Annotated in this window: 26 protein-coding genes and 1 pseudogene; 10 read left to right on the top strand and 17 right to left on the bottom strand. The window is 46.7% G+C overall.

From position 1 onward, the window contains the following. The first annotated feature begins 574 nt into the window (after nucleotides 1-574). Nucleotides 575-1,147: a hypothetical protein gene (locus RO21_RS08625; protein ID WP_047977385.1), complete on the top strand. Its 573-nt coding sequence runs from the start codon at nucleotides 575-577 to the stop codon at nucleotides 1,145-1,147. A 375-nt stretch (nucleotides 1,148-1,522) separates the two neighbouring features. Here RO21_RS08625 and msrA read toward each other — a convergent pair whose 3' ends face one another. The 17 genes and pseudogenes from msrA to cysQ all read right to left on the bottom strand — a co-directional run bounded on the left by msrA (nucleotide 1,523) and on the right by cysQ (nucleotide 15,163). Beyond that, nucleotides 1,523-2,026, bottom strand: coding sequence for a peptide-methionine (S)-S-oxide reductase MsrA (msrA, locus tag RO21_RS08620; RefSeq protein ID WP_047977384.1), 504 nt, complete (start codon nucleotides 2,024-2,026; stop codon nucleotides 1,523-1,525). A gap of 19 nt (nucleotides 2,027-2,045) precedes the next feature. Beyond that, nucleotides 2,046-2,693 (bottom strand): membrane protein YczE, encoded by a 648-nt coding sequence (gene yczE / locus RO21_RS08615; protein ID WP_047977383.1) that lies wholly within the window; start codon nucleotides 2,691-2,693, stop codon nucleotides 2,046-2,048. Then, a complete protein-coding gene (locus tag RO21_RS08610) occupies nucleotides 2,686-3,867 on the bottom strand; it encodes a lipoprotein-releasing ABC transporter permease subunit (RefSeq protein ID WP_047977387.1) in 1,182 nt (393 codons plus the stop codon). The genes yczE and RO21_RS08610 overlap by 8 nt, the downstream gene beginning before the upstream one ends. A gap of 92 nt (nucleotides 3,868-3,959) precedes the next feature. Further along, entirely contained in the window at nucleotides 3,960-4,907 is a 948-nt protein-coding gene (locus RO21_RS08605) for a 2-hydroxyacid dehydrogenase (RefSeq protein WP_047977382.1), read from the bottom strand. A 105-nt stretch (nucleotides 4,908-5,012) separates the two neighbouring features. Next, nucleotides 5,013-5,867: a 3-deoxy-8-phosphooctulonate synthase gene (gene kdsA / locus RO21_RS08600; RefSeq protein WP_047977381.1), complete on the bottom strand. Its 855-nt coding sequence runs from the start codon at nucleotides 5,865-5,867 to the stop codon at nucleotides 5,013-5,015. Between the two features lie 102 nt (nucleotides 5,868-5,969). After that, nucleotides 5,970-6,158 (bottom strand): antitoxin VbhA family protein, encoded by a 189-nt coding sequence (locus RO21_RS08595; protein WP_047977380.1) that lies wholly within the window; start codon nucleotides 6,156-6,158, stop codon nucleotides 5,970-5,972. 7 nt (nucleotides 6,159-6,165) lie between these two features. Further along, nucleotides 6,166-7,014 carry a SirB1 family protein gene (locus tag RO21_RS08590; RefSeq protein ID WP_047977379.1) on the bottom strand — a complete coding sequence of 283 codons (849 nt, stop codon included), beginning with the start codon at nucleotides 7,012-7,014 and terminating at the stop codon, nucleotides 6,166-6,168. Continuing rightward, the gene (gene prmC, locus RO21_RS08585; RefSeq protein ID WP_047977386.1) at nucleotides 7,002-7,880 is read right to left on the bottom strand and encodes a peptide chain release factor N(5)-glutamine methyltransferase; all 879 of its coding nucleotides are present in this window, start codon (nucleotides 7,878-7,880) and stop codon (nucleotides 7,002-7,004) included. Before prmC ends, RO21_RS08590 begins: the two co-directional genes overlap by 13 nt. 15 nt (nucleotides 7,881-7,895) lie before the next feature. Continuing rightward, a pseudogene (locus RO21_RS13505) lies at nucleotides 7,896-8,252 on the bottom strand (ASCH domain-containing protein); the annotation flags it as partial. 69 nt (nucleotides 8,253-8,321) lie between these two features. Beyond that, nucleotides 8,322-9,404, bottom strand: coding sequence for a peptide chain release factor 1 (gene prfA / locus RO21_RS08580; RefSeq protein ID WP_047977378.1), 1,083 nt, complete (start codon nucleotides 9,402-9,404; stop codon nucleotides 8,322-8,324). A gap of 160 nt (nucleotides 9,405-9,564) precedes the next feature. After that, nucleotides 9,565-9,837 carry an HU family DNA-binding protein gene (locus RO21_RS08575; protein WP_047977377.1) on the bottom strand — a complete coding sequence of 91 codons (273 nt, stop codon included), beginning with the start codon at nucleotides 9,835-9,837 and terminating at the stop codon, nucleotides 9,565-9,567. Between the two features lie 133 nt (nucleotides 9,838-9,970). Then, nucleotides 9,971-10,561, bottom strand: a complete 591-nt coding sequence (locus RO21_RS08570; protein WP_047977376.1) for a YjaG family protein — start codon at nucleotides 10,559-10,561, stop codon at nucleotides 9,971-9,973. Between the two features lie 9 nt (nucleotides 10,562-10,570). Then, nucleotides 10,571-11,635 carry a uroporphyrinogen decarboxylase gene (gene hemE / locus RO21_RS08565; RefSeq protein WP_047977375.1) on the bottom strand — a complete coding sequence of 355 codons (1,065 nt, stop codon included), beginning with the start codon at nucleotides 11,633-11,635 and terminating at the stop codon, nucleotides 10,571-10,573. 207 nt (nucleotides 11,636-11,842) lie between these two features. Further along, complete coding sequence (yggU, locus tag RO21_RS08560; RefSeq protein ID WP_047977374.1) at nucleotides 11,843-12,151, bottom strand: DUF167 family protein YggU; 309 nt, start codon at nucleotides 12,149-12,151, stop codon at nucleotides 11,843-11,845. Then, nucleotides 12,151-12,684, bottom strand: coding sequence for a YggT family protein (locus tag RO21_RS08555; protein ID WP_047977373.1), 534 nt, complete (start codon nucleotides 12,682-12,684; stop codon nucleotides 12,151-12,153). Before RO21_RS08555 ends, yggU begins: the two co-directional genes overlap by 1 nt. Before the next feature lie 103 nt (nucleotides 12,685-12,787). After that, the gene (gene zwf, locus RO21_RS08550; RefSeq protein ID WP_047977372.1) at nucleotides 12,788-14,272 is read right to left on the bottom strand and encodes a glucose-6-phosphate dehydrogenase; all 1,485 of its coding nucleotides are present in this window, start codon (nucleotides 14,270-14,272) and stop codon (nucleotides 12,788-12,790) included. 81 nt (nucleotides 14,273-14,353) lie between these two features. Beyond that, entirely contained in the window at nucleotides 14,354-15,163 is an 810-nt protein-coding gene (gene cysQ / locus RO21_RS08545) for a 3'(2'),5'-bisphosphate nucleotidase CysQ (protein WP_047977371.1), read from the bottom strand. Nucleotides 15,164-15,274: 111 nt separating this feature from the next. Between cysQ and rsgA the strand changes: the two genes are divergently transcribed. The 9 genes from rsgA to RO21_RS08500 all read left to right on the top strand — a co-directional run bounded on the left by rsgA (nucleotide 15,275) and on the right by RO21_RS08500 (nucleotide 25,192). After that, nucleotides 15,275-16,309, top strand: coding sequence for a small ribosomal subunit biogenesis GTPase RsgA (rsgA, locus tag RO21_RS08540; protein WP_047977370.1), 1,035 nt, complete (start codon nucleotides 15,275-15,277; stop codon nucleotides 16,307-16,309). A 96-nt stretch (nucleotides 16,310-16,405) separates the two neighbouring features. Then, nucleotides 16,406-17,284 (top strand): metal ABC transporter substrate-binding protein, encoded by an 879-nt coding sequence (locus tag RO21_RS08535; protein WP_047977369.1) that lies wholly within the window; start codon nucleotides 16,406-16,408, stop codon nucleotides 17,282-17,284. After that, a complete protein-coding gene (locus tag RO21_RS08530) occupies nucleotides 17,284-18,051 on the top strand; it encodes an ATP-binding cassette domain-containing protein (RefSeq protein WP_047977368.1) in 768 nt (255 codons plus the stop codon). The genes RO21_RS08535 and RO21_RS08530 overlap by 1 nt, the downstream gene beginning before the upstream one ends. Before the next feature lie 8 nt (nucleotides 18,052-18,059). After that, nucleotides 18,060-18,935 carry a metal ABC transporter permease gene (locus RO21_RS08525; protein WP_047977367.1) on the top strand — a complete coding sequence of 292 codons (876 nt, stop codon included), beginning with the start codon at nucleotides 18,060-18,062 and terminating at the stop codon, nucleotides 18,933-18,935. After that, a complete protein-coding gene (locus RO21_RS08520; RefSeq protein WP_047977366.1) occupies nucleotides 18,935-19,762 on the top strand; it encodes a metal ABC transporter permease in 828 nt (275 codons plus the stop codon). Before RO21_RS08525 ends, RO21_RS08520 begins: the two co-directional genes overlap by 1 nt. Nucleotides 19,763-20,003: 241 nt before the next feature. Then, nucleotides 20,004-20,981, top strand: coding sequence for a ribonucleotide-diphosphate reductase subunit beta (locus tag RO21_RS08515; RefSeq protein ID WP_047977365.1), 978 nt, complete (start codon nucleotides 20,004-20,006; stop codon nucleotides 20,979-20,981). Further along, a complete protein-coding gene (locus tag RO21_RS08510; RefSeq protein WP_047977364.1) occupies nucleotides 20,968-22,635 on the top strand; it encodes a ribonucleoside-diphosphate reductase subunit alpha in 1,668 nt (555 codons plus the stop codon). The genes RO21_RS08515 and RO21_RS08510 overlap by 14 nt, the downstream gene beginning before the upstream one ends. 123 nt (nucleotides 22,636-22,758) lie before the next feature. Further along, the gene (gene luxS / locus RO21_RS08505) at nucleotides 22,759-23,268 is read left to right on the top strand and encodes an S-ribosylhomocysteine lyase (RefSeq protein ID WP_047977363.1); all 510 of its coding nucleotides are present in this window, start codon (nucleotides 22,759-22,761) and stop codon (nucleotides 23,266-23,268) included. Nucleotides 23,269-23,356: 88 nt separating this feature from the next. Next, the gene (locus tag RO21_RS08500) at nucleotides 23,357-25,192 is read left to right on the top strand and encodes an ABC transporter ATP-binding protein (RefSeq protein ID WP_047977362.1); all 1,836 of its coding nucleotides are present in this window, start codon (nucleotides 23,357-23,359) and stop codon (nucleotides 25,190-25,192) included. Nucleotides 25,193-25,394 lie beyond the last annotated feature (202 nt).

Here is a 25,394-nt window from a genome sequence, read left to right as displayed (position 1 = left end):
TATTACCGAAAAAGTTCTGATGATGGCAGAATTGCAATAATGAATTTGGCTGAAACTATGGCGGTTTTAAATCGTGAAAAAGAGACGTCGGAGCCATTTGAGGCTTATAAGGTAGCCTAATAGCCTTGAGCAATACCAATCTGAGGGGCTGATTTTCCATAAAAAGCCCCTTGGGTGTAGGATAATTTCGATAATAGAGAGGAATGTCAAAGATTGTCAATATCAGTCAATCTGTTTGATTGCCCTTTAGACAACAGAGCATTGAAAGACAATTTAAACAGCCTTAAACCCCACCGATAAATTTCTTAGTTTTAGTGGCGCATTTTGCCGATTTCGCCAAATTTTTCGCAATTCATCATTTTTGCTTTTTCTTTGATATAATAATGGGGCTTTCTTCACGAAGCCCCACACACCAAAGGTTCTGTTCCACTTATTCCCGCAAAATTCAACCAAATCCCTATCTTTTTTTATTTCTTAGTTTTAGTGGTTTTTAACAATCACCTAAGCATTCAATGATATTTTTAATTATTACACAAACGCATTTGGACAATTATCAAAAAAATCGCCTATCATTGTGATAGACTTCGCAGAAAACGGCGAGAAATTTTACTATAAAGGCGATGCCTTAGATGATTTTCTTTCTTACAATATTTTAAATACCTCAAAACTTAACGAGGAAGAGTATTACCGCATATACGAATTTATTGCCCACGAAATCTTTCATTTATGGAATAGTTATGAACATAAACACACTGGTAAAAGCTGGTTACACGAAGGCAGTGCCACTTATTTTGCAATACGCACTCTCGCCGATTTAGGTTATATCTCTAAGCATAAATTACTGAAATTACAATCCGGCTATCTAGACGCTTGCTACGATTATTATAAAAATAAAAGCAATAAACCGATGAATAACAATACATCAGACTATTCCTACTATATTTGTGGTAATAGCCTACATATTTTATTAGAACGTTTTGAAAATAAACACACGGTTTTCAAAATTTGGCAAGCACTATTTAAACAGGGGAATTATCACTCTGATGATTTTATCAAACAACTAAAAGCCGACAAGTCCATCAAAAATAAGACAAAATCAAACCTAAATGACTTTTCAACGCAACGGTGTTACCCGTGCGATAGATAATGCTAAGAAGATATAAAAGGCAAAATTTGCTCGCCAAATTTCATCATTTAAAGAGCAATCTACAACAACGCCCCGCTGACAAAGCAGGGCGTGATGGATTAAAAGGCTTTTTCAAAAATTAAATCACACAGTGCCTGCCTACCGTTCATTAAAATATTGCTATTGTCAGTAATATAGAAGTAGGGGCGTACTGCGTACGCCCATTACCGCCATAGCATCACCGCATTTCAGAAATGCAATTAACGGACGCACGCAGTGCGTCCCTATCGTTTGTTAAAATATTAGTATTGTCAGTAAAATGCTGACGTTGTGCGTTGCAATACCATTTTGGTGTTTTGCACATTTTTGAAGGGAACTTACCGCTTGTGCGGTTTACTAATTTTGCAAAATCGCATTCATCAGTTGAATATCAATGTGGCAATAGCCGTTCGGGTTTTTATCCAGATAATCTTGGTGATACTCTTCTGCGGGGAAGTAGTGCTGCAACGGTTGATTTTCGACCGCCAACGGTTCTGCATAATGTGTTTGCAGATTTGCCAAGGCTTCATCAATTACCTTAGCATCTTGCGGATCAACATAATAAATGCCGGTACGGTATTGAATGCCTTTATCCGCACCTTGTTGATTGATGCTCACCGGATCGATCACTTTAAAATAGTAATCGAGCAATGTTGCCAAGCTGATTTGTTCGGCATCATATTCGACTTTAACCACTTCGGCGTGCCCGCTGCCGTTGCAGACGTCTTGATAGCTTGGGTTGAGGGTATCGCCGTTGGCATAGCCCGACTCGGCATCAATCACGCCCTTGATCCGTTGCATAAAGGCTTCCGTTCCCCAAAAACAGCCGCCGGCTAAATAGATTTGCTTGATATGGCTCATTTGATCTCCTTTGCTGATTTTAAGCGGTATCCGACCGCTTGTAGTGATGAAAAATCCGTACCGTAAATTGTATAATCCAGCCGACACACAGGGCAAATGCCACGGTACTCACTCCCACTGTGCCGCCCAGAAAAAAGCCGAGTACGCAGACAGTAACTTCAATACCGGTTCGCACCGCACCGACCCGCCAGCCGTACTTCAAACAAATGCCGACCATTAGCCCGTCCCGTGGGCCTGCCCCCAGCTGGCAGGAGAGATAAAAGGTCGTGCCCATTCCAAACACTAAAATACCGAGCGTCATCAAGCTCACTCTGAGAGTGAGGCTATCCGGTGCCGGTAAAAATCGAACGGTTAAATCGACAAACAGGGCAATCCAAACAATGTTCAGCACCGTCCCCAGCCCGAAGCGGAGCTTAAACGGAATCCATAATAACAGCACAACCACGCTGACAACCGCCACCGCTGTGCCAATCGACCAGCCCATTTGAATGGCAATGCCTTGGGAGAAGACTGTCCACGGGCTTGACCCTAAATCCGCCAACACCATCAACCCTTCGCCGATCCCCATTAAAATCGTTGCAAGGGAAATCATCAGCAACGCACTCGGTTTAAGCTGCCACTGATGATCTGCCGTCCACGGCATCGCCGGAATCGGAGATTTACTCATAACGCAGTGCCTCCGCCGGTTCAATTTTCGCTGCGCGATAGGCGGGATATAAGGTGCAAAGCAAGGATAGTCCGATAGACGATAACACAATAATCGCAACCTGCGGGTAAGAAAGCAAGGTCGGCAGCGGCAGTCCCGTTGGGTTAATAAGGCTTAAAATATCGCCGAGATAGCGACTTGCCAACACGCCGAGCGTGCCGCCGATCATTGCCCCGATCACGCCCACTATCGCCCCTTGGGTGATAAAAATCCGCATCACTTGCCCTTTGGTTAGCCCTTGGGTTTGTAAAATCGCAATTTCGCCCTGTTTATCCACCACCATTAAGCTCAACGAGGTAACGATATTCGAGATCGCCACCACAATAATCAGGCTAATCAGCAAACCCATCATATTTTTTTCCATTTTAACGGCTTGGAAAAATTCGCCTTTTTGCTCTCGCCAATCGCTGATCCGCCATTGCTCCGGCGGGAAAGTACGGCTTAATTCAGTCACTAAAAACGGATCGGTTAAGAATAAACGTTGCCCTTGCACTTGATCGTCCGCCAAACGCAATAAACGCCCGACGTCCGCCAAATTAGCAAATAGGGTAAACTCGCTAGCTTCTTGGTTAGAATAATAAATATCGGACACAGTGAATAAGCGTTGTACCGGCACGCGCCCAAACGGGGTATATTGGCTGTTTTCGGTAATCAGCAAACGGATTTTATCGCCGATATTCAAGTTGAGCTTATAGGCAAGGCGTGAACCAATCACAACGTTAAATTCACCCTTCGCTAAACGTTGGCTGAGATCGTCAATCTCCGCTAACAGCAGGTCATCTTGACGGCTTTGCACCCCGATAAGCTGCCCCGCGTTGATCCCTTTTTGGCTTTGGATCATCACATTGGTGCGGTTAATCGGCACACTTTTCAGTACAAAATCGGGCGGATTAAATGCCGGCATTGCGTTTTCGTCATTTTCAATCGGAGACACGATGGCGTGGGGCAAACTGGCGAGCACATTTTGCTTTTGCATATTTTCCAGCCCGTTCATTACGGATAGCACAATAACCAACGCCATTACGCCAAGCACAATGCCAAAGCCGGCAAGGTTCGTCACCAAACGCCCGAAGCGGTCACCACTCTTGGCACGCCAGTAACGTAATGCAATAAAAAAGGGAAGATTGATATTCATAAACGGATAAAACGGATAGATTTTGCAAAAGTGTACCAAAATCTACCCGCTTGTTTTATTTATTTTTGTGAATTTTGCTGAAATCTGATGACTTATTTGCCGGTGGCGACAAATTCTTCGATATTCTGTGCCACTTTATTCACTAACGTGGTTACGGCGGAATCGCTCGCCCACGCCACGTGCGGTGTAATCAATAAATTCGGCAATACTTTCGCCGCTTGAATCAACGGGTTATCTTTCTCCGGCGGTTCTTTCACCAGCACATCCAACGCTGCACCGGCAATCGTGCCGTTTTGCAAAGCGTCCAACAATGCCGCTTCATCAACCAATGGACCTCGTCCTGTGTTGATTAAATATGCCGTTGGTTTCATCAACGCTAAGGTTTGCGCATTGATGAGATTTTGCGTGGTATCGGTCAGCGGGCAGTGCAGGGTAACAATGTCCGCTTGGGCTAACACCGTTTCAAACGGGGTATAACCATCACGAATAGTCGTTGCACCTTTATGCTCGGCGTACAGCACCTTCATTCCCAATAAAGTGGCTAAACGCCCGACTTCCGTCCCCAAGCAACCTTTGCCAAACACTCCGAGGGTTGCACCACGCACATCGGTAATCGGGTAATCGGTATAGCAGAACTGCCCGCAGGTTGCCCAGCGATCCGAGGTAACTTGATCCCGATGATAGCTCATCAAACTGTGTTTTAAGGCGAAAATCATTCCTAATACGTGTTCCGGCACGGTAACACTGGAATAGCCGGTTACGTTTTTTACCGCAATACCCAATTCTTTCGCGGCGACCAAATCAATATTATTCGTGCCGGTGGCTGTAATCGCAATGAGCTTTAATTTTGGCAATTTCGCCAGTAATTCACGCCCAAACAGCACTTTACTGGTGATGATAATATCGGCGTCTTTGGCACGCTCGAAGGTCTGATCTGCGGTGGTGCGGTCATATTCGACCCAATTATGCGGAAAGCTCGGACGAGGGATTTCGTGGCTGGCAGGGATTCCGGTACGATCTAAAAAAACAATATTTAGCATCATCAACTCCTTAGGGTTATTGCTTTATCGGGACTATATAACAAGCGGGCAGTTTTAACAAAAAATTTACAAAATCCGCCCGCTTGTCCTACCAGCTTTATGGGTTTAGTTGGAGGTATCAATGTCCGCAAAGGATTTAACGAGGTCGTCCACCGCTTTTATTTGGCTGACAAACGCCTCTAATTTCGCCAGCGGTAATGCGGACGGCCCGTCGCATCTCGCTTCATTCGGATTTGGGTGCGCCTCTAAAAACAGCCCCGCTAACCCAATCGCCATACCCGCACGGGCAAGCTCGGTAACTTGATCACGGCGACCGCCGGAGGCTGCCCCAAAAGGATCACGGCATTGTAGGGAGTGGGTAACGTCAAAAATCACCGGGCAGCCTTTGGAGACTTTTTTCATCACATTAAAGCCCAGCATATCCACCACTAAATTATCGTAACCGAAATTTGTGCCACGATCGCATAAAATTACCTTGTCGTTACCGCACTCTTGGATTTTTTCGACAATATTCCCCATTTGTCCGGGGCTTAAAAATTGCGGTTTTTTCACATTGATCACCGCACCGGTACGTGCCATTGCTTCGACGAGATCCGTTTGACGCGCCAAAAACGCCGGCAGTTGGATAATATCCACCACCTCTGCAACCGGTTGGCATTGGTAAATTTCGTGGACATCGGTGATAATTTTGACCCCGAACTGCGCTTTCAGCTCTTGAAAAATGTTCAGCCCCTGTTCCATTCCCGGTCCGCGATAGGAGTGAATGGAGGAACGGTTAGCTTTGTCAAACGAGGCTTTAAACACATAAGGTACACCCAATTTTTCGGTAACTTCAACGTATTTTTCACACACCGCCATCGCCATATCACGACTTTCCAGCACATTCATACCGCCAAACAGCACAAAAGTTTTGTCGTTGGCAATCTCAATATTACCCAATTTAATCACTTTATTGGTCATTTCGTTTTCCTATTTTATAAAATCCAATCGTTCAAAAATCATCTTTTCAAACAGCCTATTATCCGCATAACGTGAGGATTGCTCCGACGCTTCTATCACTATTCATCTTCCGCATATCTCATAAACCCCTCTCTTCACCTCGTCAAATGTGATTTGGTTCTCAATCCAAGCATTAAATAGGGCAATGACATCATCATCAACGATCATTCCTTCCAAACGATTATTATCTATCGCAGCTTGTACCACTTTTCTTCTAAATACTTGCTCTTGAAAGGTGAGATCTTGTTTCATCAATTCCTCAATGTAACACATTCATTTTTATATGCTTTTCCAGACTTGCCATTTCCAGTTTTAGCATTACAGCGGAAGGGTCGTCGGGGCATTGATCGACAAAATAGCTCAAATCATCATAGGCGGCTTGGTAGCAATCCATACTGGCGAGAATAACGCCCCGATCCCGAATTTCATACGGATCTTCAGGGTCTTGCGCCAAACGGTATTCAATCACCCGCAAAATGTCTTCGTAGCGGCCTTCTCTCGTCAGTGCCATTTTAAAGACGGTTTCCAAGCGTTCCAGCAATTCTTCCGGCTCGGCAATGCGTAAAAAATCACGGTTCAACTCCGCACTATACCCCATTTCGCCTTCCAGCCATTTGCTCATTTTCTCAAAAGTTAACCACGAGCCGTCCCACGGGTTGATAAAACGGGTCTCTTTGCGTCCGTTTGCTAGCGTTATCTCCGCTCGGATAACCAATTGTGTCGGGAAATTGACCGGATAGAGCGGTAAATTCAACGCCGATGCCAGTTGTAGCAAAATCGCCCCAAGAGCAACCGGCATTCCTCGCCGCCGGCGTAGAACCGTGCCTAATAAAATATTTTCCGTATAAAAATACTCTTGATAATGGCAGTGAAAACCCTGTTGCCGATAGATAAAATCAAGCAGTTGCGTAATGCGTTCTGCATCGGTTTCGCCATTGACGTGATACTTCGCTTTTTTCACCAATGCCGCCATCAGCCCGTAAATTTGGGGCTGACTTAGCGTATGATCCACCAGTAAATTCAGGCGGATCAGCTCTTTATACAAAAAACGTTGAAGCACCGTGCGTGCTTTGTTAGAGAGTTCAAATTGCGGAATTATATCGTCCATATTGCTGTTGTTACTCTGTCTTGCCTACCGTAATCTTGTACGGTTTTAATATTTAGCCATTGATTTTGTTGGAAAATTGCCTGAACCGCCGCAGCTTGCTGCCAGCCGTGTTCAAGCATCAATGCCCCATTTGGAGTGAGGTAAAGCGGTGCGTTGCAAATGATTTTTTGCAAATCCGCCAAGCCGTTTTGCTCGGCAACCAAGGCGGAAAGCGGCTCAAATCGCACATCACCCTGTTTGAGATGCTCATCCGCCGCATCAATATAGGGCGGGTTGCTGACAATCAAATCAAACACTTGACCGTTAAGTTGGACAAACCAATCACTTTGCAGAAAGCGGACATTATCGAACCCTAAACGGAGGCGGTTCTCCTCCGCCAACGCCACCACTTCCGCTAATTTATCAACGCCGACAATCATTGCCCGCTGCCCCAATTCTGCCGCCAACGCTAACGCTATCGCCCCCGTTCCCGTGCCTAAATCCAAAATTTGCACATTTTCCTGTGTTTCTAACCGCTTGTTTGCCCATTCCAACGCCACTTCCACCAGTCGCTCGGTATCGGGGCGGGGAATAAGGGTGGCGTGAGACACTTTAAGCGGCAGCGACCAAAATTCCTTCTCCCCCAAAATATAGGCAAGCGGCTCACCCCTTGCCCGACGAGCCAAAAGTTTCGCCAGTGCGATCAATTCCGGCTCGGTTAATTGGGTCTCCGAAAATGCAAAAATCGCCGATTTTGAGCGCTTTGTAACCGCTTGCAGCAGTAAATTCGCCTCTAATTTCGGATTTAAGAACGGATCTTGTTCGGCATTTTCCCGTAATGTTTGCTCGGCGAAAGTCAGCCACTGTGCGTAGTTTTGCGGAAAAATATGCACCACGTTAAAATATTCGCAGACTAATTCCAACCCTGATGAAACTGGCTGGTTAAGCGCTTGCTCAAAAAAATGCTGATGAGCTTGCCGCCAAGCCGCTAACGAAAGTTCCCCCTCCGCTAAGGCAAACGGCTCGCTAATTTCACCAAAACGGGCAAACTCAACCTTGCTTAATTGAATTGCCACAATCGGCTGATTTTGGCTGTCTAATACAGTATGGATCTCTGCTGCACACGGGTAAGGTTCGTTATGCTGTGCATAAAGCACCTTCGCCGAGCAGGTCGCCGTTTTTAATCCAGCCAAGACCAAATTAGCCAGCGTATTCGGCTTTGCACCAAATTGCCACTGTTGTGCGTTTTCCCATTGCATTTTCTTTCCACCATCAACAAGCGGACGTTGTTGCAAAAAACTTACAAAATCCAACCGCTTGCTTTTATTTTAGCCTTGCTCCGATAAGGCGGCGAGCTGGTCTGCTTGATATTCGGTGATAATCGGCTGAATCAACTCGTCAATTTTACCGTTCATCACTTCATCCAAACGGTAAACCGTCAGGTTGATGCGGTGATCGGTAACTCGCCCTTGCGGATAATTATAGGTGCGGATTTTATCGGAACGATCTCCCGAACCGAGCAAATTACGGCGGGTATCCGCTTGCTCTTGGGCTTGTTTCTCTTTTTCAACCTGCACAATGCGGGAGGCTAATACCGCCAAGGCTTTCGCTTTATTTTTGTGTTGAGAACGCTCGTCTTGGCACTCTACCACAATACCGGTCGGCAAGTGGGTGATCCGCACCGCAGAGTCGGTGGTATTAACGTGCTGACCGCCCGCCCCCGATGAACGATAGGTATCAATACGCAAATCGGCAGGGTTGATTTCCGGCAATTCCGATTCCGGTAGCTCCGGCATTACCGCCACGGTACAGGCAGAGGTGTGAATCCGCCCTTGCGATTCGGTTTTCGGCACACGTTGCACGCGGTGTCCGCCCGATTCAAATTTAAGCTGACCATAAACGCCCTCACCGCTGATTTTAACGATAATTTCTTTATAGCCGCCCTGCTCGCTTTCGTTAGCACTCAGCTCTTCTATCCGCCAACGTTTGCCTTCGCAATAACGGCTGTACATTCGGTATAGGTCGCCGGCAAAAATGCCCGCTTCGTCCCCGCCTGTTCCTGCACGGATTTCCAAGAAGCAGTTATATTCGTCATTCGGATCTTTCGGCAGTAATAAAATGTGTAATTGCTGTTCGACCTGCGCAATTTCGGCTTTGTTTTCGGCAATTTCATCTTGTGCCATTTCCTTCATATCCGGATCATCGAGCAATAATTGCGCTTCTTCAATATCACGGTGTAATTTGTTCCAGCGGTTAAATGCGCCGACGACTTCCTCAAGCTGTGCATATTCTTTAGAGTAAGCTCGGAATTTTTCTTGATCGTTGATAACCGAAGGATCACCCAACAGGGCTTGCAACTCTTCGTGGCGTTCGCTCAGGCTTTCTAATTTACTAATAATTGATGGTTTCATTGTGGTTGTTTAATCGTTAGTGAAAGACACGGCTTGAACAAGCGGTCTCTTTTCGGGTTATTTTTGCAAAATGATGGGGTATTGTAACGGAAAAGTCGTTGCGGATAAATGCAAAAAGCCTAGAGCATTCTAGGCTTTTCGGCTAAAGACATCGGTAAAATTATTTTACTAAATCTTTCAAGGCTTTACCTGCAACAAATGCCGGTACGTTTGCTGCCGGAATTTCAATCGCTTCGTTAGTTTTTGGGTTACGACCTGTACGAGCTTTACGGTGATTGACTTTAAAAGTACCGAAACCGATTAATTGAACGGAATCGCCTTTTTTAAGGCTGTCAGAGATAGCGTTTAAGGTAGCTTCCAACGCAGCTTTAGCGTCTTTTTTGCTTAATTGCGCTGCATCTGCAATTGCATCGATCAATTCAGTTTTGTTCATAGTTTTATCCTCTAAAGATTTATGTCGTTAAATTGGCGATATGCCGAATCATTTGCTGAAATGCTTGGCTAGCTTAATCCAAACTCCCCATTTCTCAAAGTAAATAATGCAAAATTTGTTAGCTTTCTCACACTTATTGGTTAATATTTAACCCAATATTGCTCAACCCGCTGCTTCTAATCTCATTTTTCAGCCCAAGAATCAATTCCACATCACGCGCTTCACATTCATTTAACAAACGGTAGATCTGCCATTGAACGTCCAATTCCGCCTGAATTTCTTCGCTGTTTTTCAAGTCTTGCTCGCTCAAGGTGCAGTCTTGCTCCGTTTCCAAATAAGTCGCGACCGTATTTAAGGAAAGCTGACTCATTTTAATCGCTTGTTCTAAAAACTCGCCGGCAATCAGGGTATGCAACAGATTTGAGAGGGCTTCGCAAGCATCTTGAGCCGGAAACACTCCGTAAAAATCGTAATGATTAACATCGGGAATAATCGCTTCCAATTTCTCTAGTTGCGACTCAAAATTGATTTTCGCCCCTTTGACCGTCAAAAATTCCCATACCAAATTCAGAATATTTTGAAAGGTTTTCCCTTTATCCTGCTGCTCGGTCAGCTCGCAAAAAAGCTGATAGTTCGGCAACATTCGTTCGCACAAACACGCCATAAAGGTGAGATGTTGCCAACTTTCAAAGCGTTCTAACCGCTTGTGGATCGGATTTCTCATTGCGTGTCCTTATTGGTGATAGGCTTGCGAAAAACGGTGAATCGCATCTACCAGCACTTTCGGGCTTTCTGTCGGCACATCTTGGTGAATACCGTGCCCGAGGTTGAAAACGTGTCCCGAGCCTGCGCCAAAATCGGCTAAAATCTGCTGCACTTCCTGCTCAATCCGAGCCGGATCGGCATATAGCACACTCGGATCCATATTGCCCTGCAATGCCACTTTATGCCCAACACGGCGACGGGCATCGGCAATATCCACCGTCCAATCCAACCCGATCGCATCACACCCTGTTTCTGCGATCGCTTCCAGCCATAAACCGCCGCCTTTGGTAAACAAAGTTACCGGCACTTGGCGCCCCTCATTTTCACGAATCAAGCCATCAACAATTTTATGCATATAACGCAAGGAAAACTCACGGTAATCACGGTGTGCCAACACACCGCCCCAAGTATCAAACACCATCACCGCCTGCGCGCCGGCTTTAATCTGTGCATTTAAATATAAAATCACACTCTCAGCAAGTTTATCCAATAACGCGTGCAACAAATGCGGCTCGGCATAGAGCATTTTTTTAATCTTGGTGAACGCTTTGCTTGAACCGCCCTCCACCATATAAGTCGCTAACGTCCAAGGGCTGCCGGAAAAGCCAATTAACGGTACTTCCCCTTTCAACTCTCGGCGAATCGTTCTCACCGCATTCATTACATATTGTAACTCTTGCTCCGGATCAGGAATCGGCAGGTTATCAATATCTGCTTGACACTCAATCGGACGGGCAAATTTCGGCCCTTCCCCTGCGCCAAAACTCAGCCCCAATCCCATTGCATCGGGAATGGTTAAAATATCGGAAAACAAAATCGCCGCGTCCAACGCATAACGGCGCAGAGGTTGAAGCGTTACCTCGCAAGCCAAGTCCGCATTACGACACAGCGACATAAAATCCCCCGCTTCGGCACGGGTCGCCTTATACTCCGGCAAATAACGCCCCGCCTGACGCATCATCCACACAGGAGTCATATCAACGGGTTTACGCAATAACGCATTCAGATAGCGATCATTTTTTAGGCTAGTCATACAATTCCATCAATCAAAAAATATTGCGGAGAATAATAGCACATTCAGACAGTTTAGCCTAACCGGTGAACGACTTTCTCTTTGCAAAAATAAGAGAGAAAGAGACCGCTTGAGCTCTGCCTTAATTTCTGCTTCCTTAAACCAAGGTAAAACTCGACCAATCTCTAATTAAAAGATCAGCTGTATTTAGCCCACTTTTGAGGAAAATCAATCGCTATCCGTTTTTAATAACATCCCAATCTCGGCAGGTAGCTGCTTAGGATTTGGGATAAATAATTGTTTATGCCGTTGTAACTCGCCTTTTTCCAACAGAATTGCGCTTTTCGGCACTTTAAACAATTTACTGAGAAATTTCAGCAAGTGAGCATTTGCTGCCCCATCAATCGGTGGGGCAGTGATCGCTATTTTTAGCTCGTTATCGTGCAAGCCGACAATTTGATCACGGCTCGCCTTAGGTTGTAAGAAGATCCGCAGGCGTAGCCCTTGCGGATTTTCCACTAATTCTACCGCTTGCATTATGCCATCGCCCAAAGCGGTCCAAAGATTTGGAACAAGACATTATTCAGTAGGAGCAAACCAAATCCAAGTACCATTACTGAAAAATCTAACATTCCCGTTTTCGGCAAAATTTTGCGGATAACCCCTAGCACCGGTTCGGTAATTTGTGCAATAGTATAATCCAGCGGGTGATTACCTTGAGTAACCCAGCTCATCAACGCACGAATTAACGTTGTAAAGAATAAAATTTGCCCGAAGGCTTTCACCACACTCAGCAACCCAATCAATACCGAGCGGGGCAAATCTAGCCCTAATAGCAAATATTGCAACATAACAAACGCCGCTGCGAGCAATAAAGCCGCAAAGTTTATCCCTTTAACTGTCGGAATAATCTGACTCACCGGATTCACCATCGGGTTCGTCAAACGCATTAACGTTTGCGAAATCGGCATATAAGGATCGACTTTGCAAAACTGCAACCACGTCCGCAATACCAACACAAAATTAAAAAAACCGACAACAATAGCCAGCACCGGAGCAAGCAATTCCATCCAATTTCTCCCTATTTAATTCAGAAAGCCCACACTATGGGGGGTAAAACTCAAAAATGCAAGCGGTCTGTTTCGACACGAAACTTGCAAAGTCCCCTAAAAACTACACCTTCTTCTTCATCACGCCACTCGGTTTGCGCCAGACTGTGCCGTGTTTGGCGATGAGTTTATCGGCTTCGCTAGGCCCCCAGCTGCCGGCTTCGTATTCGTAAACGCGTCCACGAGCCTCTTTGTAGTCGATAATCGGCTGCACAAATTTCCAGCAGGCGTGTACTGCATCGGTGCGGGCAAATAGGGTGGCATCGCCTTTCATTGCGTCTAGCAATAAGCGTTCGTAGGCGGTCAGTAAACTTGGCGAGGCGAGATCGGCATAGCGGAAGTCCATCGAGACTTCTTTCGCTTCAAAACCGGCACCCGGTTTTTTCAAGCCGAACCGCATTGAAATGCCTTCGTCCGGTTGAATGCGGATAATCAATTTATTATCCGGCGCATTTTGGCTGAAGACAGGGTGTGGGGTGGTTTTAAAGTGGATGACCACTTCAGTTACCCTTGTAGCTAAACGCTTGCCGGTACGCACATAAAACGGCACGCCCGCCCAACGCCAGTTGTCGATTTGGCAACGCAACGCCATATAGGTTTCGGTGTTGGAATCTTCCGGCACGCCTTTTTCTTGGGTGTAGGCCGGCACGTCTTTTCCGTTGATTTCACCGGCACAGTATTGCCCTAATACGAGGTTATGCTGAATATCATCTTGGCTGAGCGGATGCAGGCAATGTAGCACTTTTGCCACTTCGTCCCGCATTGAATCGGCATTGATAATCGCCGGCGGCTCCATTGCCACCATTGCTAAGACTTGCAATAAATGGTTTTGGAACATATCCCGCATTGCACCCGAGCCGTCATAATAGCCGCCCCGCTCCTCAACGCCGAGAGACTCTGCACCGGTAATTTCCACATAGTCGATAAAATTACGATTCCAAAGCGGCTCGAATAAGCCGTTGGAAAAGCGCAACACGAGCAGGTTTTGCACCGTTTCTTTGCCTAAATAGTGGTCGATACGGTAAATTTGTTTCTCTTCAAAAAAGCGGTGAATGTGTACGTCCAACGCTTTGGCGGTCTCAATATCGTAACCGAACGGCTTTTCAATGATGATCCGCTTCCAGCCAAACTCTTCGGTGGTTAAGCCGTGCGCAGCTAAACATTCCGGAATGATGCCGTATAAACTCGGCGGGGTTGAAAGGTAGTAAAGGGTGTTGCCGCCCGTACCGTATTTATCGTGCAGTTCATCTAAGCGGGGCAGGAGTTTGGCGTAATCGACCGCATTACTGGTATTCACGGCTTGGTAGTAGAGGTGTTCGCAAAATTTATCGAGGATCTCACCGCTTGCGCCTTCTAATTCCACCAAGGCTTGACGCATTTTTTGGCGGAAACTGTCATCGCTTAACTCGGTGCGGGCAACGCCTAACACGGAAAAATGGTCGGCAAGGCGACCGATTTTGTAGAGATGATACAGGGCGGGAATCAATTTGCGGTAGGTCAGATCGCCGGACGCACCGAAGATGACGATGCAGCTATTATCGACTTTCATTGGGGTGTTATTTCCTAAAATGTAATGTTAAAAATGTGTATGGCTGGGGGTATTTTAATGAAATTCATCAGCAATTACCAATCAATTAAACCGGATAATCCGTTGCCAATCCCACTGTGCATTTGCCACCATCATAAAATGCGGGTTCACAAAGCTCTCCCGTTGATTGTAGGATAGCGGCTGAAAATGCAGATCGAAAATCGCGCCGCCGCACTCCCGCAAAATGACCTCCGCCGCCCCCGTATCCCATTCGCCCGTATCGCCTAAGCGGATATAGCAATCGGCTTTGCCTTCCGCCACTAAACCGGCTTTCAAACTGCTCGAACCGTACTTGAAAAAATCGGCTTGGTAGGGCGGCTGTACGGCTTGGCGGACTTTTTCACTGTTTGTTGAACCCATTGTAATCAGCAAGCGGTCGGTTGGGTGAGATTTTTTGCAAAGGGGCAGTGCAACGACCTGACGGCTTTCCCGCAGAAAAGCACCGTTGCCCACGCAGGCATAATAGGTCTTGTTGAGCAGCGGGGCGTGAATGACCCCCAGTACCGGACGATTTTGTTGCACAAGGCAGATGACTACCGCAAATTGATCGGTGCGATCAATAAATTGTTGCGTGCCGTCTAGTGGGTCGATCAGCCAATATTGTTGCCAGTCGGCACGTTCGCAGAGCGGGATTTTGCACTGTTCTTCCGACAACACCGGAATATGCGGGGTGAGTGCGGTCAGTTGCTCGCTGACGAAACGGCTGAGAAATAAATCCGCTTCGGTTACGGGAGTATGATCGGGCTTGATCTCAACTCGAACGGATTGGGCGTAAAAGCGGCGTAAATGCTCGCCTGCCTGTGTCGCAATGGCAAGCACCTGATCAAGTAACTGCGGGGTCAAGGGTTGCATAATCTCTCCAAGCCGTGTGAATGTCATCATCTATTTTTGCAAAAAATTACCAAGAAATCACCGCCTGTTATGGTATCCTTGTCGCCATTTTTTAGCAACGAGAGAAACACTTTGAGCAAACGCCGTTTAACCCAAAATCAGCAACGCCGTATTCAATCCAACCACCACAAAAAAATCAGCCGCCCTACGATTGAGTGGCAAGATGAAATGCTGGGCGATCTTCAGCACGGGCTGGTAGTAACCCGCCACGCCAAGCACGCCGATGTCGAAACGGCAAGCGGTGAGATCTTCCGCTGTAATCTCCGCCGCACCTTAAAAAATGTGGTGGTGGGCGATTGTGTGTCGTGGCGGTTGGGTAGCGAGCAGTTACAGGGGATTAGCGGCGTGATTGAGGCGGTTCACCCCCGCCAAAACGAACTGACCCGCCCCGATTATTATGACGGCATCAAAGTAATGGCTGCCAATATCGACCAAATTATCATTGTGTCAGCGGTTTTGCCGACCTTGTCTCTCAATATTATCGATCGCTACCTAGTAATCTGCGAAGCGGCACAGATTCCGGCGTTGATTGTGCTGAATAAGGTGGATTTGTTGAGCGAAGACGAACGCCAAGCGGTGCAGCAGCAACTTGCCATTTATGAACAGATCGGCTACCAAACCCTCTGCCTTTCCGCAGAAACCGGCGAGAATATGGCGACCTTAGATCGCTATTTGGCACAAGGCACGTCTATTTTTGTCGGGCAATCGGGCGTGGGTAAATCCAGTTTGCTCAACCGATTATTGCCAGAAGTCAATGCCCAAACGGGCGCAGTGAGCGAAATATCCGGCTTGGGCCAGCACACCACCACCGCCTCCCGCCTTTACCATTTGTCTCAAGGGGGCAATCTGATTGACTCACCGGGTATTCGAGAGTTTGGGTTGTGGCATTTGGACGCCGAGCAAATTACCGCCGGTTACCGAGAGTTTCAAGGCTTGTTAGGCGGGTGTAAATTTCGGGATTGTAAGCATAAACAAGACCCCGGTTGCCGACTGCGAGAGGCGGTCGAACAAGGGAAAATCAGTGCCGTTCGGTTTGAAAATTACCACCGCTTGATCGAAAGTCGGGAAGAAACAAAAAGCCAACGCCATTTTCGCCTTGAATCATAATTTACAATTTTAGCAATCATTATCATTTGAGTTAAGAGAATAAGTTCTATAGAATGGCGAGTGCGAAAGACCATTCATTTTTTAAGGAGAACTAATATGAAAAAAATAGTCGCGCTCATCAGTTTACTCTTTGTATTGGTGCAACCTGCGGTTGCGAAGACGTTTAAGGTGGTAACCACCTTTACCGTGATCCAAGATATTGCCCAGAATGTCGCCGGCGATGCGGCGGTGGTGGAATCGATCACCAAACCGGGCGCTGAAATTCACGATTATCAGCCTACCCCGCAAGATATTGTGAAGGCCCAATCTGCCGACTTGGTGCTATGGAACGGAATGAACCTCGAACGCTGGTTTGAACGCTTCTTTACGCAACTGAAAGATGTGCCGGCGGCTGTCGTTACCGAAGGGGTTGATCCGATCTCGATCTACGAAGGCCCTTACAAAGACAAACCGAACCCACACGCTTGGATGTCCACCCGTAATGCTTTAATCTACATCGAAAATATCCGCAAAGCCCTGGTAAAATACGATCCAAGCAATGCAGAAAAATATAATGCCAATGCCAAAGCCTACGGCGAAAAAATTCTTGCCCTTGACGAGCCTTTGCGTCAGCGCCTTGCCAACGTGCCGGAAGCACAACGTTGGTTAGTCACCAGTGAAGGGGCATTCAGCTACCTTGCCCGTGATTACGGCTTTAAAGAGCTTTACCTATGGGCGATTAACCAAGACGAACAAGGCACGCCGAAGCAGATCCGCAAAGTAATTGATGCGGTGCGTAAACACCAAATTCCGGTCGTATTCAGTGAAAGCACCATTTCCGATAAACCGGCAAAACAAGTGGCGAAAGAAACCAACGCCCACTACGGCGGTGTGTTATATGTCGATTCCCTTTCCACCCAAGACGGTCCGGTACCAACCTACATTGATCTACTCAAAGTTACCGTTGGTACAATTGTGGAAGGATTTAGACAATAATGACACACTATTCAAACGCTTTAGCGGTAAAAGCTGTTACCGTCCGCTACAATAACGGACATACCGCCATTTATGATGTTTCCTTTGAACTGGGCAGCGGCACGATCTGTGCGTTGCTTGGGGTAAATGGAAGCGGCAAATCCACACTGTTCAAATCAATTATGGGGCTGGTTCAGCCCCAACAAGGCAGTATTCAACTCTGTAACCTCCCCGTTAATCAAGCGCTCAAACAAAATTTGGTAGCCTATGTGCCGCAAAGTGAAGAGGTGGACTGGCAATTCCCCGTTTCCGTATATGATGTGGTAATGATGGGACGTTACGGCTATATGAACCTGCTGCGTATGCCGAAAGCGGTGGACAAACAAAAAGTGCAAGAGGCAATGGAAAGAGTAAACATCAGCCACTTGCAACACCGCCAAATCGGTGAATTATCCGGCGGTCAGAAAAAACGGGTTTTCTTGGCCCGTTCTCTCGCCCAAGAAAGCCGCATTATTCTGCTGGACGAACCGTTCACCGGCGTGGACGTAACCACCGAAAATGCGATCATCGATCTGCTCAAACAACTCCGGGCGGAGGGACACCTGATCCTCGTATCTACCCACAATCTCGGTACAGTCCCCAGCTTCTGCGATCAAGCGGTGATGATTAACCGCACCGTCTTGTCCGCCGGCTCTATCGAACAAACGTTTACCGAAGACAATCTGGAGCGGGTATTCGGCGGAGTGCTACGTTATAAACAATTTCTCGGCTCTGAGTCCGCTCAGTAGGGGGAAATATGTTAGACGTCTTACTTGAGCCTTTCGCCTATGATTATATGACGAAAGCGATTGTCGTTAGTGGCTTAATCGGCGCAGTTTGTGCATTCCTTTCCGCATACTTGATGCTAAAAGGTTGGTCGCTGATCGGCGATGCCCTTTCTCACGCCGTTGTACCGGGCGTGGCGATTGCCTACGCTTTATCGCTTCCTTATGCTATCGGCGCATTTTTCTCCGGATTTTTGGCAACTATTGCGATCTTGGCGATCAAATCCGTTACTAAATTGCGGGAAGATGCGGTAATCGGCTTTATTTTTACCACCTTTTTCGCCCTCGGTTTACTGATCATTTCAGTTAATCCGACTTCAGTGAACGTGCAAACCATCATTCTCGGCAATATTCTCGGCATTGCCGATGATGATGTTGTGCAGGTGTACATTATCTTAGCGGTCTCTTTCTTCTTTTTAGTGATTTACTGGAAAGATTTGCTACTGGTGTTTTTTGACGAAATTCAGGCAAAATCGGTCGGCATTTCGCCGCTGAAACTGAAAATCCTGTTCTTTTCACTGTTGAGTGCCTGCATTGTTACAGCATTACAAAGTGTCGGTGCAATCTTAGTCATCGCAATGGTCGTTACTCCAGGGGCAACCGCTTACCTACTGACTGATCGCTTCGGCAAATTGTTAATTATTTCGATTGCCATCGGCGGTATCACTAGCCTATTGGGTGCTTACTTGAGCTACTTTGCAGACGGTGCGACAGGCGGCTTTATCGTAACCTTACAAACCCTCGTCTTTTTGGTGGCTTTCTTCTGTGCGCCAAAATACGGGGTGCTTGCACGCAAATTTGCGAAAAATCGGCATCATCCGACCGCTTGTCAAGAAGGAGGTGAATAATGGAGGCGATTTACCAATGGTTTGCCGAACCGTTAAGCTACCCCTTTATGCAATATGCGCTTGCAATTGCGTTGGTGGTCGGCACGGTCTGCGCCATTTTATCTTGCTATTTGGTCCTGAAAAGCTGGTCGCTAATGGGCGATGCCATTTCCCACGCCGTCCTGCCAGGGATTGTGATTGCCTATTTATTGGCAATTCCTCTTGCGATAGGTGCTTTTGTATCGGGCATTTTCTGTGCGGTGGCGGTCGGCTATCTTAAAGAAAACAGTCGCATTAAAGAAGATACCGTAATGGGCATCGTCTTTTCGGGAATGTTTGCAATCGGCTTAGTGATGTTCGCCAAAGTCGAAACGGATCAACACTTAATGCACGTGTTATTTGGTAATTTACTCGGCATTACCCTTGATGAATTTTACCAAACCCTTGGCATAGCGTTAGTCGCACTGGTGTTTATCCTGATCAAACGGCGGGATTTCCTGCTCTTTTGCTTTGATGCCAGCCACGCTCGTACGGTCGGGCTAAACATTAAAGTACTGCATTACAGTTTGCTGATTTTACTGGCGTTAGTCATTATCAGTGCAATGCAGGTTGTCGGGGTGATTTTGGTGGTGGCAATGTTGATTACACCGGGGATTACCGGCTATATTTTGGCGAAACGCTTTGAGTATATGATGATGATTGCCGTCATTACCGCCTTATTCAGTGCGTTTTGGGGCGTATTCCTCAGCTTCCACTTTAACGTGGCAACCGGCCCTTGTATTGTGGTATTGCAAGCGGTCTGTTTCTTGCTTGCCTTTGCAATCAATTACCTGAAAACACATAAGTAAAACATACCGTTATTCATCAGGCTACGGCGTTATCCGTAGCCTATTTTATCGATCTCTGTCAGAATTTTAACCGACCTATTTTCACCATATTCTTGTAACATTTTTTTACATAAAATTTTTTCCCTTTAAAATCAATCAATCGCAACGAACCAATCACAAGCCCCTGTTTGTCAAGGTCTTGCCCGTAAAAAAAATATGGCTAGAATAGCCCTCACTCCTAACCAAACGACCTTGGAGAATTATGTCTCGCAATATTTTTGAAAAGCGCATTCACATCAAGCCGTATGAATACCCTGAACTGCTTGAGTTTAAAGATGCGATCCGCCACTCTTATTGGCTACATACCGAATTTAATTTTACCGGCGATATTCAAGATTACCGCACGAATATTAACGATCACGAACGCCACGTGCTAACCCGTGCGATGTTGGCAATTTCCCAAGTGGAAGTGAACGTGAAACGTTTTTGGGGCGAGCTTTACCGCTATTTCCCGAAACCGGAAATGGACGATGTGGGCGGCACATTTGCCGAAAGCGAAGTGCGTCATAAAGACGCCTACTCATTCCTGCTGGAAAAACTCGGCTTAAACGAAATGTTCAGCCAAATCACCGACATTGAACCGCTAATGAACCGCATTCGTTATATGGAAGACTTTATGCGGGAAAAAGACACGGGCAAAGGGCAATTTGTGCTTTCTCTGGTGTTATTCTCGCTGTTTGTCGAACATATCTCGTTATTCGGGCAGTTTTTGATTATGATGTCTTTCAACAAATATAAAAACTTGTTCAAAGGTATTTCCAATGCGGTGGAAGCAACCTCAAAAGAAGAAGAAATTCACGGTCGCTTCGGCATCGCGCTCTATGAAATCCTGCGTGACGAACACAACGAATTATTCACCCCTGAATTTTTTGACGAGCTAAAAACCCTCTCTGCCCAAGCGTTTGAGGCGGAAAGAGGCATTTTAGATTGGATTTTCGAGGAAGGCGATTTGAGCTTTATCAGCCGCAAAACCGTTGAAAATTACATTATGAACCGTTACAACAATTCATTGATGATTTTAGGCTTAGAACCGCCTTATAACGTTGATCCTGCGTTATTAAAGGAAACAGAATGGTTTGATATTGAAATTCTCTCCACTAAAGAGACCGATTTCTTTAACAAACGTAGTACCGATTACAGCAAAAAGATGAAACAAATTACCGCCGATGACTTATTCTAACCCTAACCGCCCCGATTTTGCGTGGCTTAACGAAGACAGCCGTTTATTCTTACAACGTGGTTATCTGCTGGAAGGCACAACGGCATTAGATCGCATTCGCTTTATCGCCGAACACGCCGAGCGTAAACTCGGTATTGAAGGCTATGCGGATAAATTTTATCACTATATGGCACGAGGCTATTTCTCGTTATCCTCACCGATTTGGTCAAACTTCGGGCTTGATCGTGGCTTGCCGATCTCCTGCTTTGGCAGCTATATCGGCGATTCTATCCACGAAATTATGGTAACCACCGCCGAAGTGGGAATGATGAGCAAAATCGGCGGCGGCACGTCCGCCTATTTTGGCGATATCCGCCCGCGTGGCAGTGCGATCAAAAATAACGGCAAATCGGACGGCTCGTTTAACTTCAGCAAATTATTCGATACCGTAATTGATGTCATCTCCCAAGGCACCTCACGCAAAGGGCAATTTGCCGGCTATATCGACATTGAACACGGCGACATTGATGAATGGCTGGATATTCACACCGAAGGCAACCCGATTCAGCTAATGTACTACGGCGTGTGTGTCGGACACGACTGGCTGGAATCAATGAAAGCGGGCGACCCTTACAAGCGGCAGCTTTGGGCGAAACTTTTGCAACGCAAAACCGAAACGGGTATTCCGTATTTATTCTTCAAAGATAACGCCAACGCCGGTCGTCCGGACGTATATAAAGACAAAAATATGACGGTACACGCCTCTAACCTCTGTACCGAAATTATGTTGCCGTCCAGCAATGACGAAAGTTTCGTCTGTTGTTTATCCTCAATGAATTTACTCTATTTCGATGAATGGAAAGAGACCGATGCGCCGGAAGTGCTGACCTACTTCTTAGACGTGGTAATGAGTGAATTTATCGAGAAAAGCGCAGATATGCCGTTTTTAGATCGGGCAAACCGCTTTGCCAAACGCCACCGTGCTTTAGGTTTGGGTGTTTTGGGCTGGCACAGTTATTTGCAAGCGAACAACATCGCCTTTGACAGCTTTGAAGCGATGCAAAAAAACCGCTTAATTTTCCAGACCTTGCAACAAAAAACCCTAAAAGCGTCTAAAGAGTTGGCACAACGCTTCGGCGAGCCGGATATTCTCAAAGGCTACGGTCGCCGTAACACCACCTTAATGAGCATTGCCCCGACCAAATCAAGCAGCTTTATTTTGGGCAGTGTCTCGCCGTCTGTCGAACCGTTTAAATCCAACTACTATGTGAAAGATTTAGCCAAAATCAAAACGGTCTATAAAAATCCGTTTTTGGAAAAACTGTTACAAGAAAAAGGGTTGGATAAAGACGAGATTTGGGACAGCATTTTGCTCAATGACGGTTCAGTGCAGCATTTAGACGCCCTATCGGATCACGAAAAAGAGGTGTTTAAAACCTTCTCAGAGATCAGCCAATTAAGCGTGATTCAACAAGCGGCACAGCGTCAGCAGTACATTGACCAAGGGCAGAGTATCAACATTATGGTGCACCCCGCCACACCGGCACGGGATCTCAACCAGCTCTACCTCACCGCAGAAGAATTGGGATTAAAATCTATTTATTACCAATACTCAATGAGTGCCGCCCAAGTTTTTAACCGCAATCTCTTAAGCTGCTCAAGCTGCGAAGGTTAAACCGAAACAAACCGCTTGCCTGCCAAGCGGTTTTTAACATCTAAGCCCGCTACGGCGGGTTTTGACTTTTGAATCAATAACGTATAAATTGAGCGTTTTTACGCCGATATTTTGGAGAAGATAATGCCTTTATTAGACAGTTTTAAAGTGGATCACACAAAAATGACCGCCCCTGCCGTGCGGGTCGCCAAAACAATGACTACCCCGAAAGGCGATACCATTACCGTATTCGATCTACGTTTCTGCCGCCCGAATATTGAAATCTTACCGCCGCGCGGCATTCACACAATGGAGCATCTATTTGCCGGTTTTATGCGGGATCACCTCAACAGCGACAGCGTTGAAATTATTGATATTTCACCAATGGGCTGCCGCACTGGGTTTTATATGTCGTTAATCGGTACACCGAGCGAACAAGCGGTCGCATCCGCGTGGAAAAAGGCAATGGAAGATGCCCTCAACAAAGTACCGGACGAAGCGAGCATTCCGGAATTAAACGTCTTTCAATGCGGCTCATACAAGGAACATTCCTTAGCCGAAGCCCACGACATTGCCCGCAATGTGTTAAAACAGCCGATCGGTATTAACCGCAACGAAGATCTCGCGTTAGACGAGGCATTACTCAACCCTTAAAATCAGTGTGTAAGCGGTCAGATCCGGCAGTTTTTTTGCAAAAAATACGCGGGTTCTGACCGCTTGTTTTTATATTCGGAAAAAGCAAATGTTAAAATTTTTATTTGAATGGTTTGAAAACCGCATCAATCCTTATCCGAACGAAGCCCCCCGTACGCCGAAAGCCGGCGTTGTGCCGTTTATTGTCGATGCGACCCAAGGAATGCGCTGGTATCTCTTTTTACTGGTTGTGATGGTTACTGGGATTGGGATTGTCGAAGCGGTGATGTTTCAGTTTATCGGCGAGCTGGTCGATTGGGTCAATCGCTTTTCGCCGGCAGAATTGTGGCAACAAAAAAGCACACACCTATTGCTAATGTTGGGTGTGGCACTGTTGGGCGGCGTGTTTGTCTATCTCGGCTGCATTATCCGTTTCCAAAGTTTGCAGGGCGTATTCCCGATGCGGCTACGTTGGAACTTCCACCGTCTGATGCTTGGGCAAAGTATGAGCTTCTACCAAGACGAATTTGCTGGACGGGTCTCAGCAAAGGTAATGCAAACGGCACTGGCGGTGCGTGATGTGGTGATGACCTGTGCCGATATGCTGGTCTATGTGCTGGTTTATTTGATAACGTCCAGTGTGATTTTATTCCAATTTGACGGCTGGCTGTTTGCCCCCTTTATTGTATGGGCGCTACTGTTTGGGGTAATGATCCGCTTGTTCGTGCCAAAACTGGCGCAAGCCTCCCAAGAACAGTCCGATGCCCGCAGCTTGATGACCGGACGCATCACCGATGCCTATTCCAATATCGCCACCGTTAAGCTGTTTTCGCACGGCAATCGGGAATCCGGCTATGCCAAAGAGTCAATGCAAGAGTTTATGGGTACGGTGCATAAGCAGATGCGTTTGGTTACGCTGATTGAAACTTGCACCAATTTAAACAGTATTTTGTTGATTGTCAGCACGGCGGGGATCGGGCTGTGGTTATGGTCAAACGAGTTAGTTACTGCCGGTGCGATTGCCACCTCAATGGCGCTGACGCTGCGTATTAAAGGGCTATCCCAATGGATTATGTGGGAATTTGCCAGCCTGTTTGAGAATTTAGGCACGGTGCAAGACGGAATGGTTACGCTCTCCAAACCGCATACGGTGCTGGATAAAGCGGACGCCAAGCCTCTCGCCGTCAGCCAAGGCGAAATCCGCTTTCATAACGTGGATTTTGCTTATGACGAGAAAAAACCGTTGCTCAAACGGTTTAATTTAACCATTAAAGCGGGCGAAAAAGTCGGCTTGGTCGGTCGCAGCGGGGCGGGCAAATCCACTCTCACCAACCTGCTGCTACGTTTTTATGATGTGCAGAACGGACAAATCGAAATTGACGGGCAGAACGTGCGGGACATCACCCAAGAGAGCTTACGCGCGCAAATCGGCTTAGTTACACAGGATACCTCATTATTACACCGTTCCGTGCGTGAGAATTTACTCTACGGTCGCCCAACGGCAACCGAGCAAGAAATGCGTAATGCGGTCGAGCGTGCGGCGGCGGCAGAGTTTATTCCAAACCTGCGAGATGCTAAAGGTCGCACCGGCTTTGATGCGCACGTTGGCGAGCGGGGTGTCAAACTCTCCGGCGGGCAACGTCAGCGGATCGCCATTGCACGGGTAATGCTCAAAGATGCGCCGATTTTACTCCTTGATGAAGCCACCAGTGCATTGGATTCCGAAGTGGAAACGGCAATTCAAGAAAATCTCACCGAGTTGATGAACGGTAAAACAGTGCTGGCAATCGCTCACCGCCTTTCCACCATTATGGCAATGGATCGCCTGATTGTGTTAGATCAAGGTGAAATTGTCGAACAAGGCACGCACGATGAGCTGCTCGCCCGAAACGGTGTGTACGCCAAATTGTGGGCACACCAAAGCGGTGGCTTTCTAGCGGAATAACCTTCAACAAGCGGTCGGTTTCCGTCATTTTTACGACATTATGCCGTAAACGCCTAAAATCGTGAGGCTGAGACTGCCGCTCAATCGCATTTTTTCGCGCAAATCACCGGTATTATGTAGCAAATGCACAAAAATAGACATTTTAACAGAATGTAGGGACACACTGCGTGTGTCCTTTATAAAAATCAAATGATTTCAATAG

Origin of the sequence: Muribacter muris (genome assembly GCF_001038205.1) — a bacterium.
Lineage (GTDB): Bacteria > Pseudomonadota > Gammaproteobacteria > Enterobacterales > Pasteurellaceae > Muribacter > Muribacter muris.
This window is presented reverse-complemented; position numbering and strand designations above follow the sequence as displayed.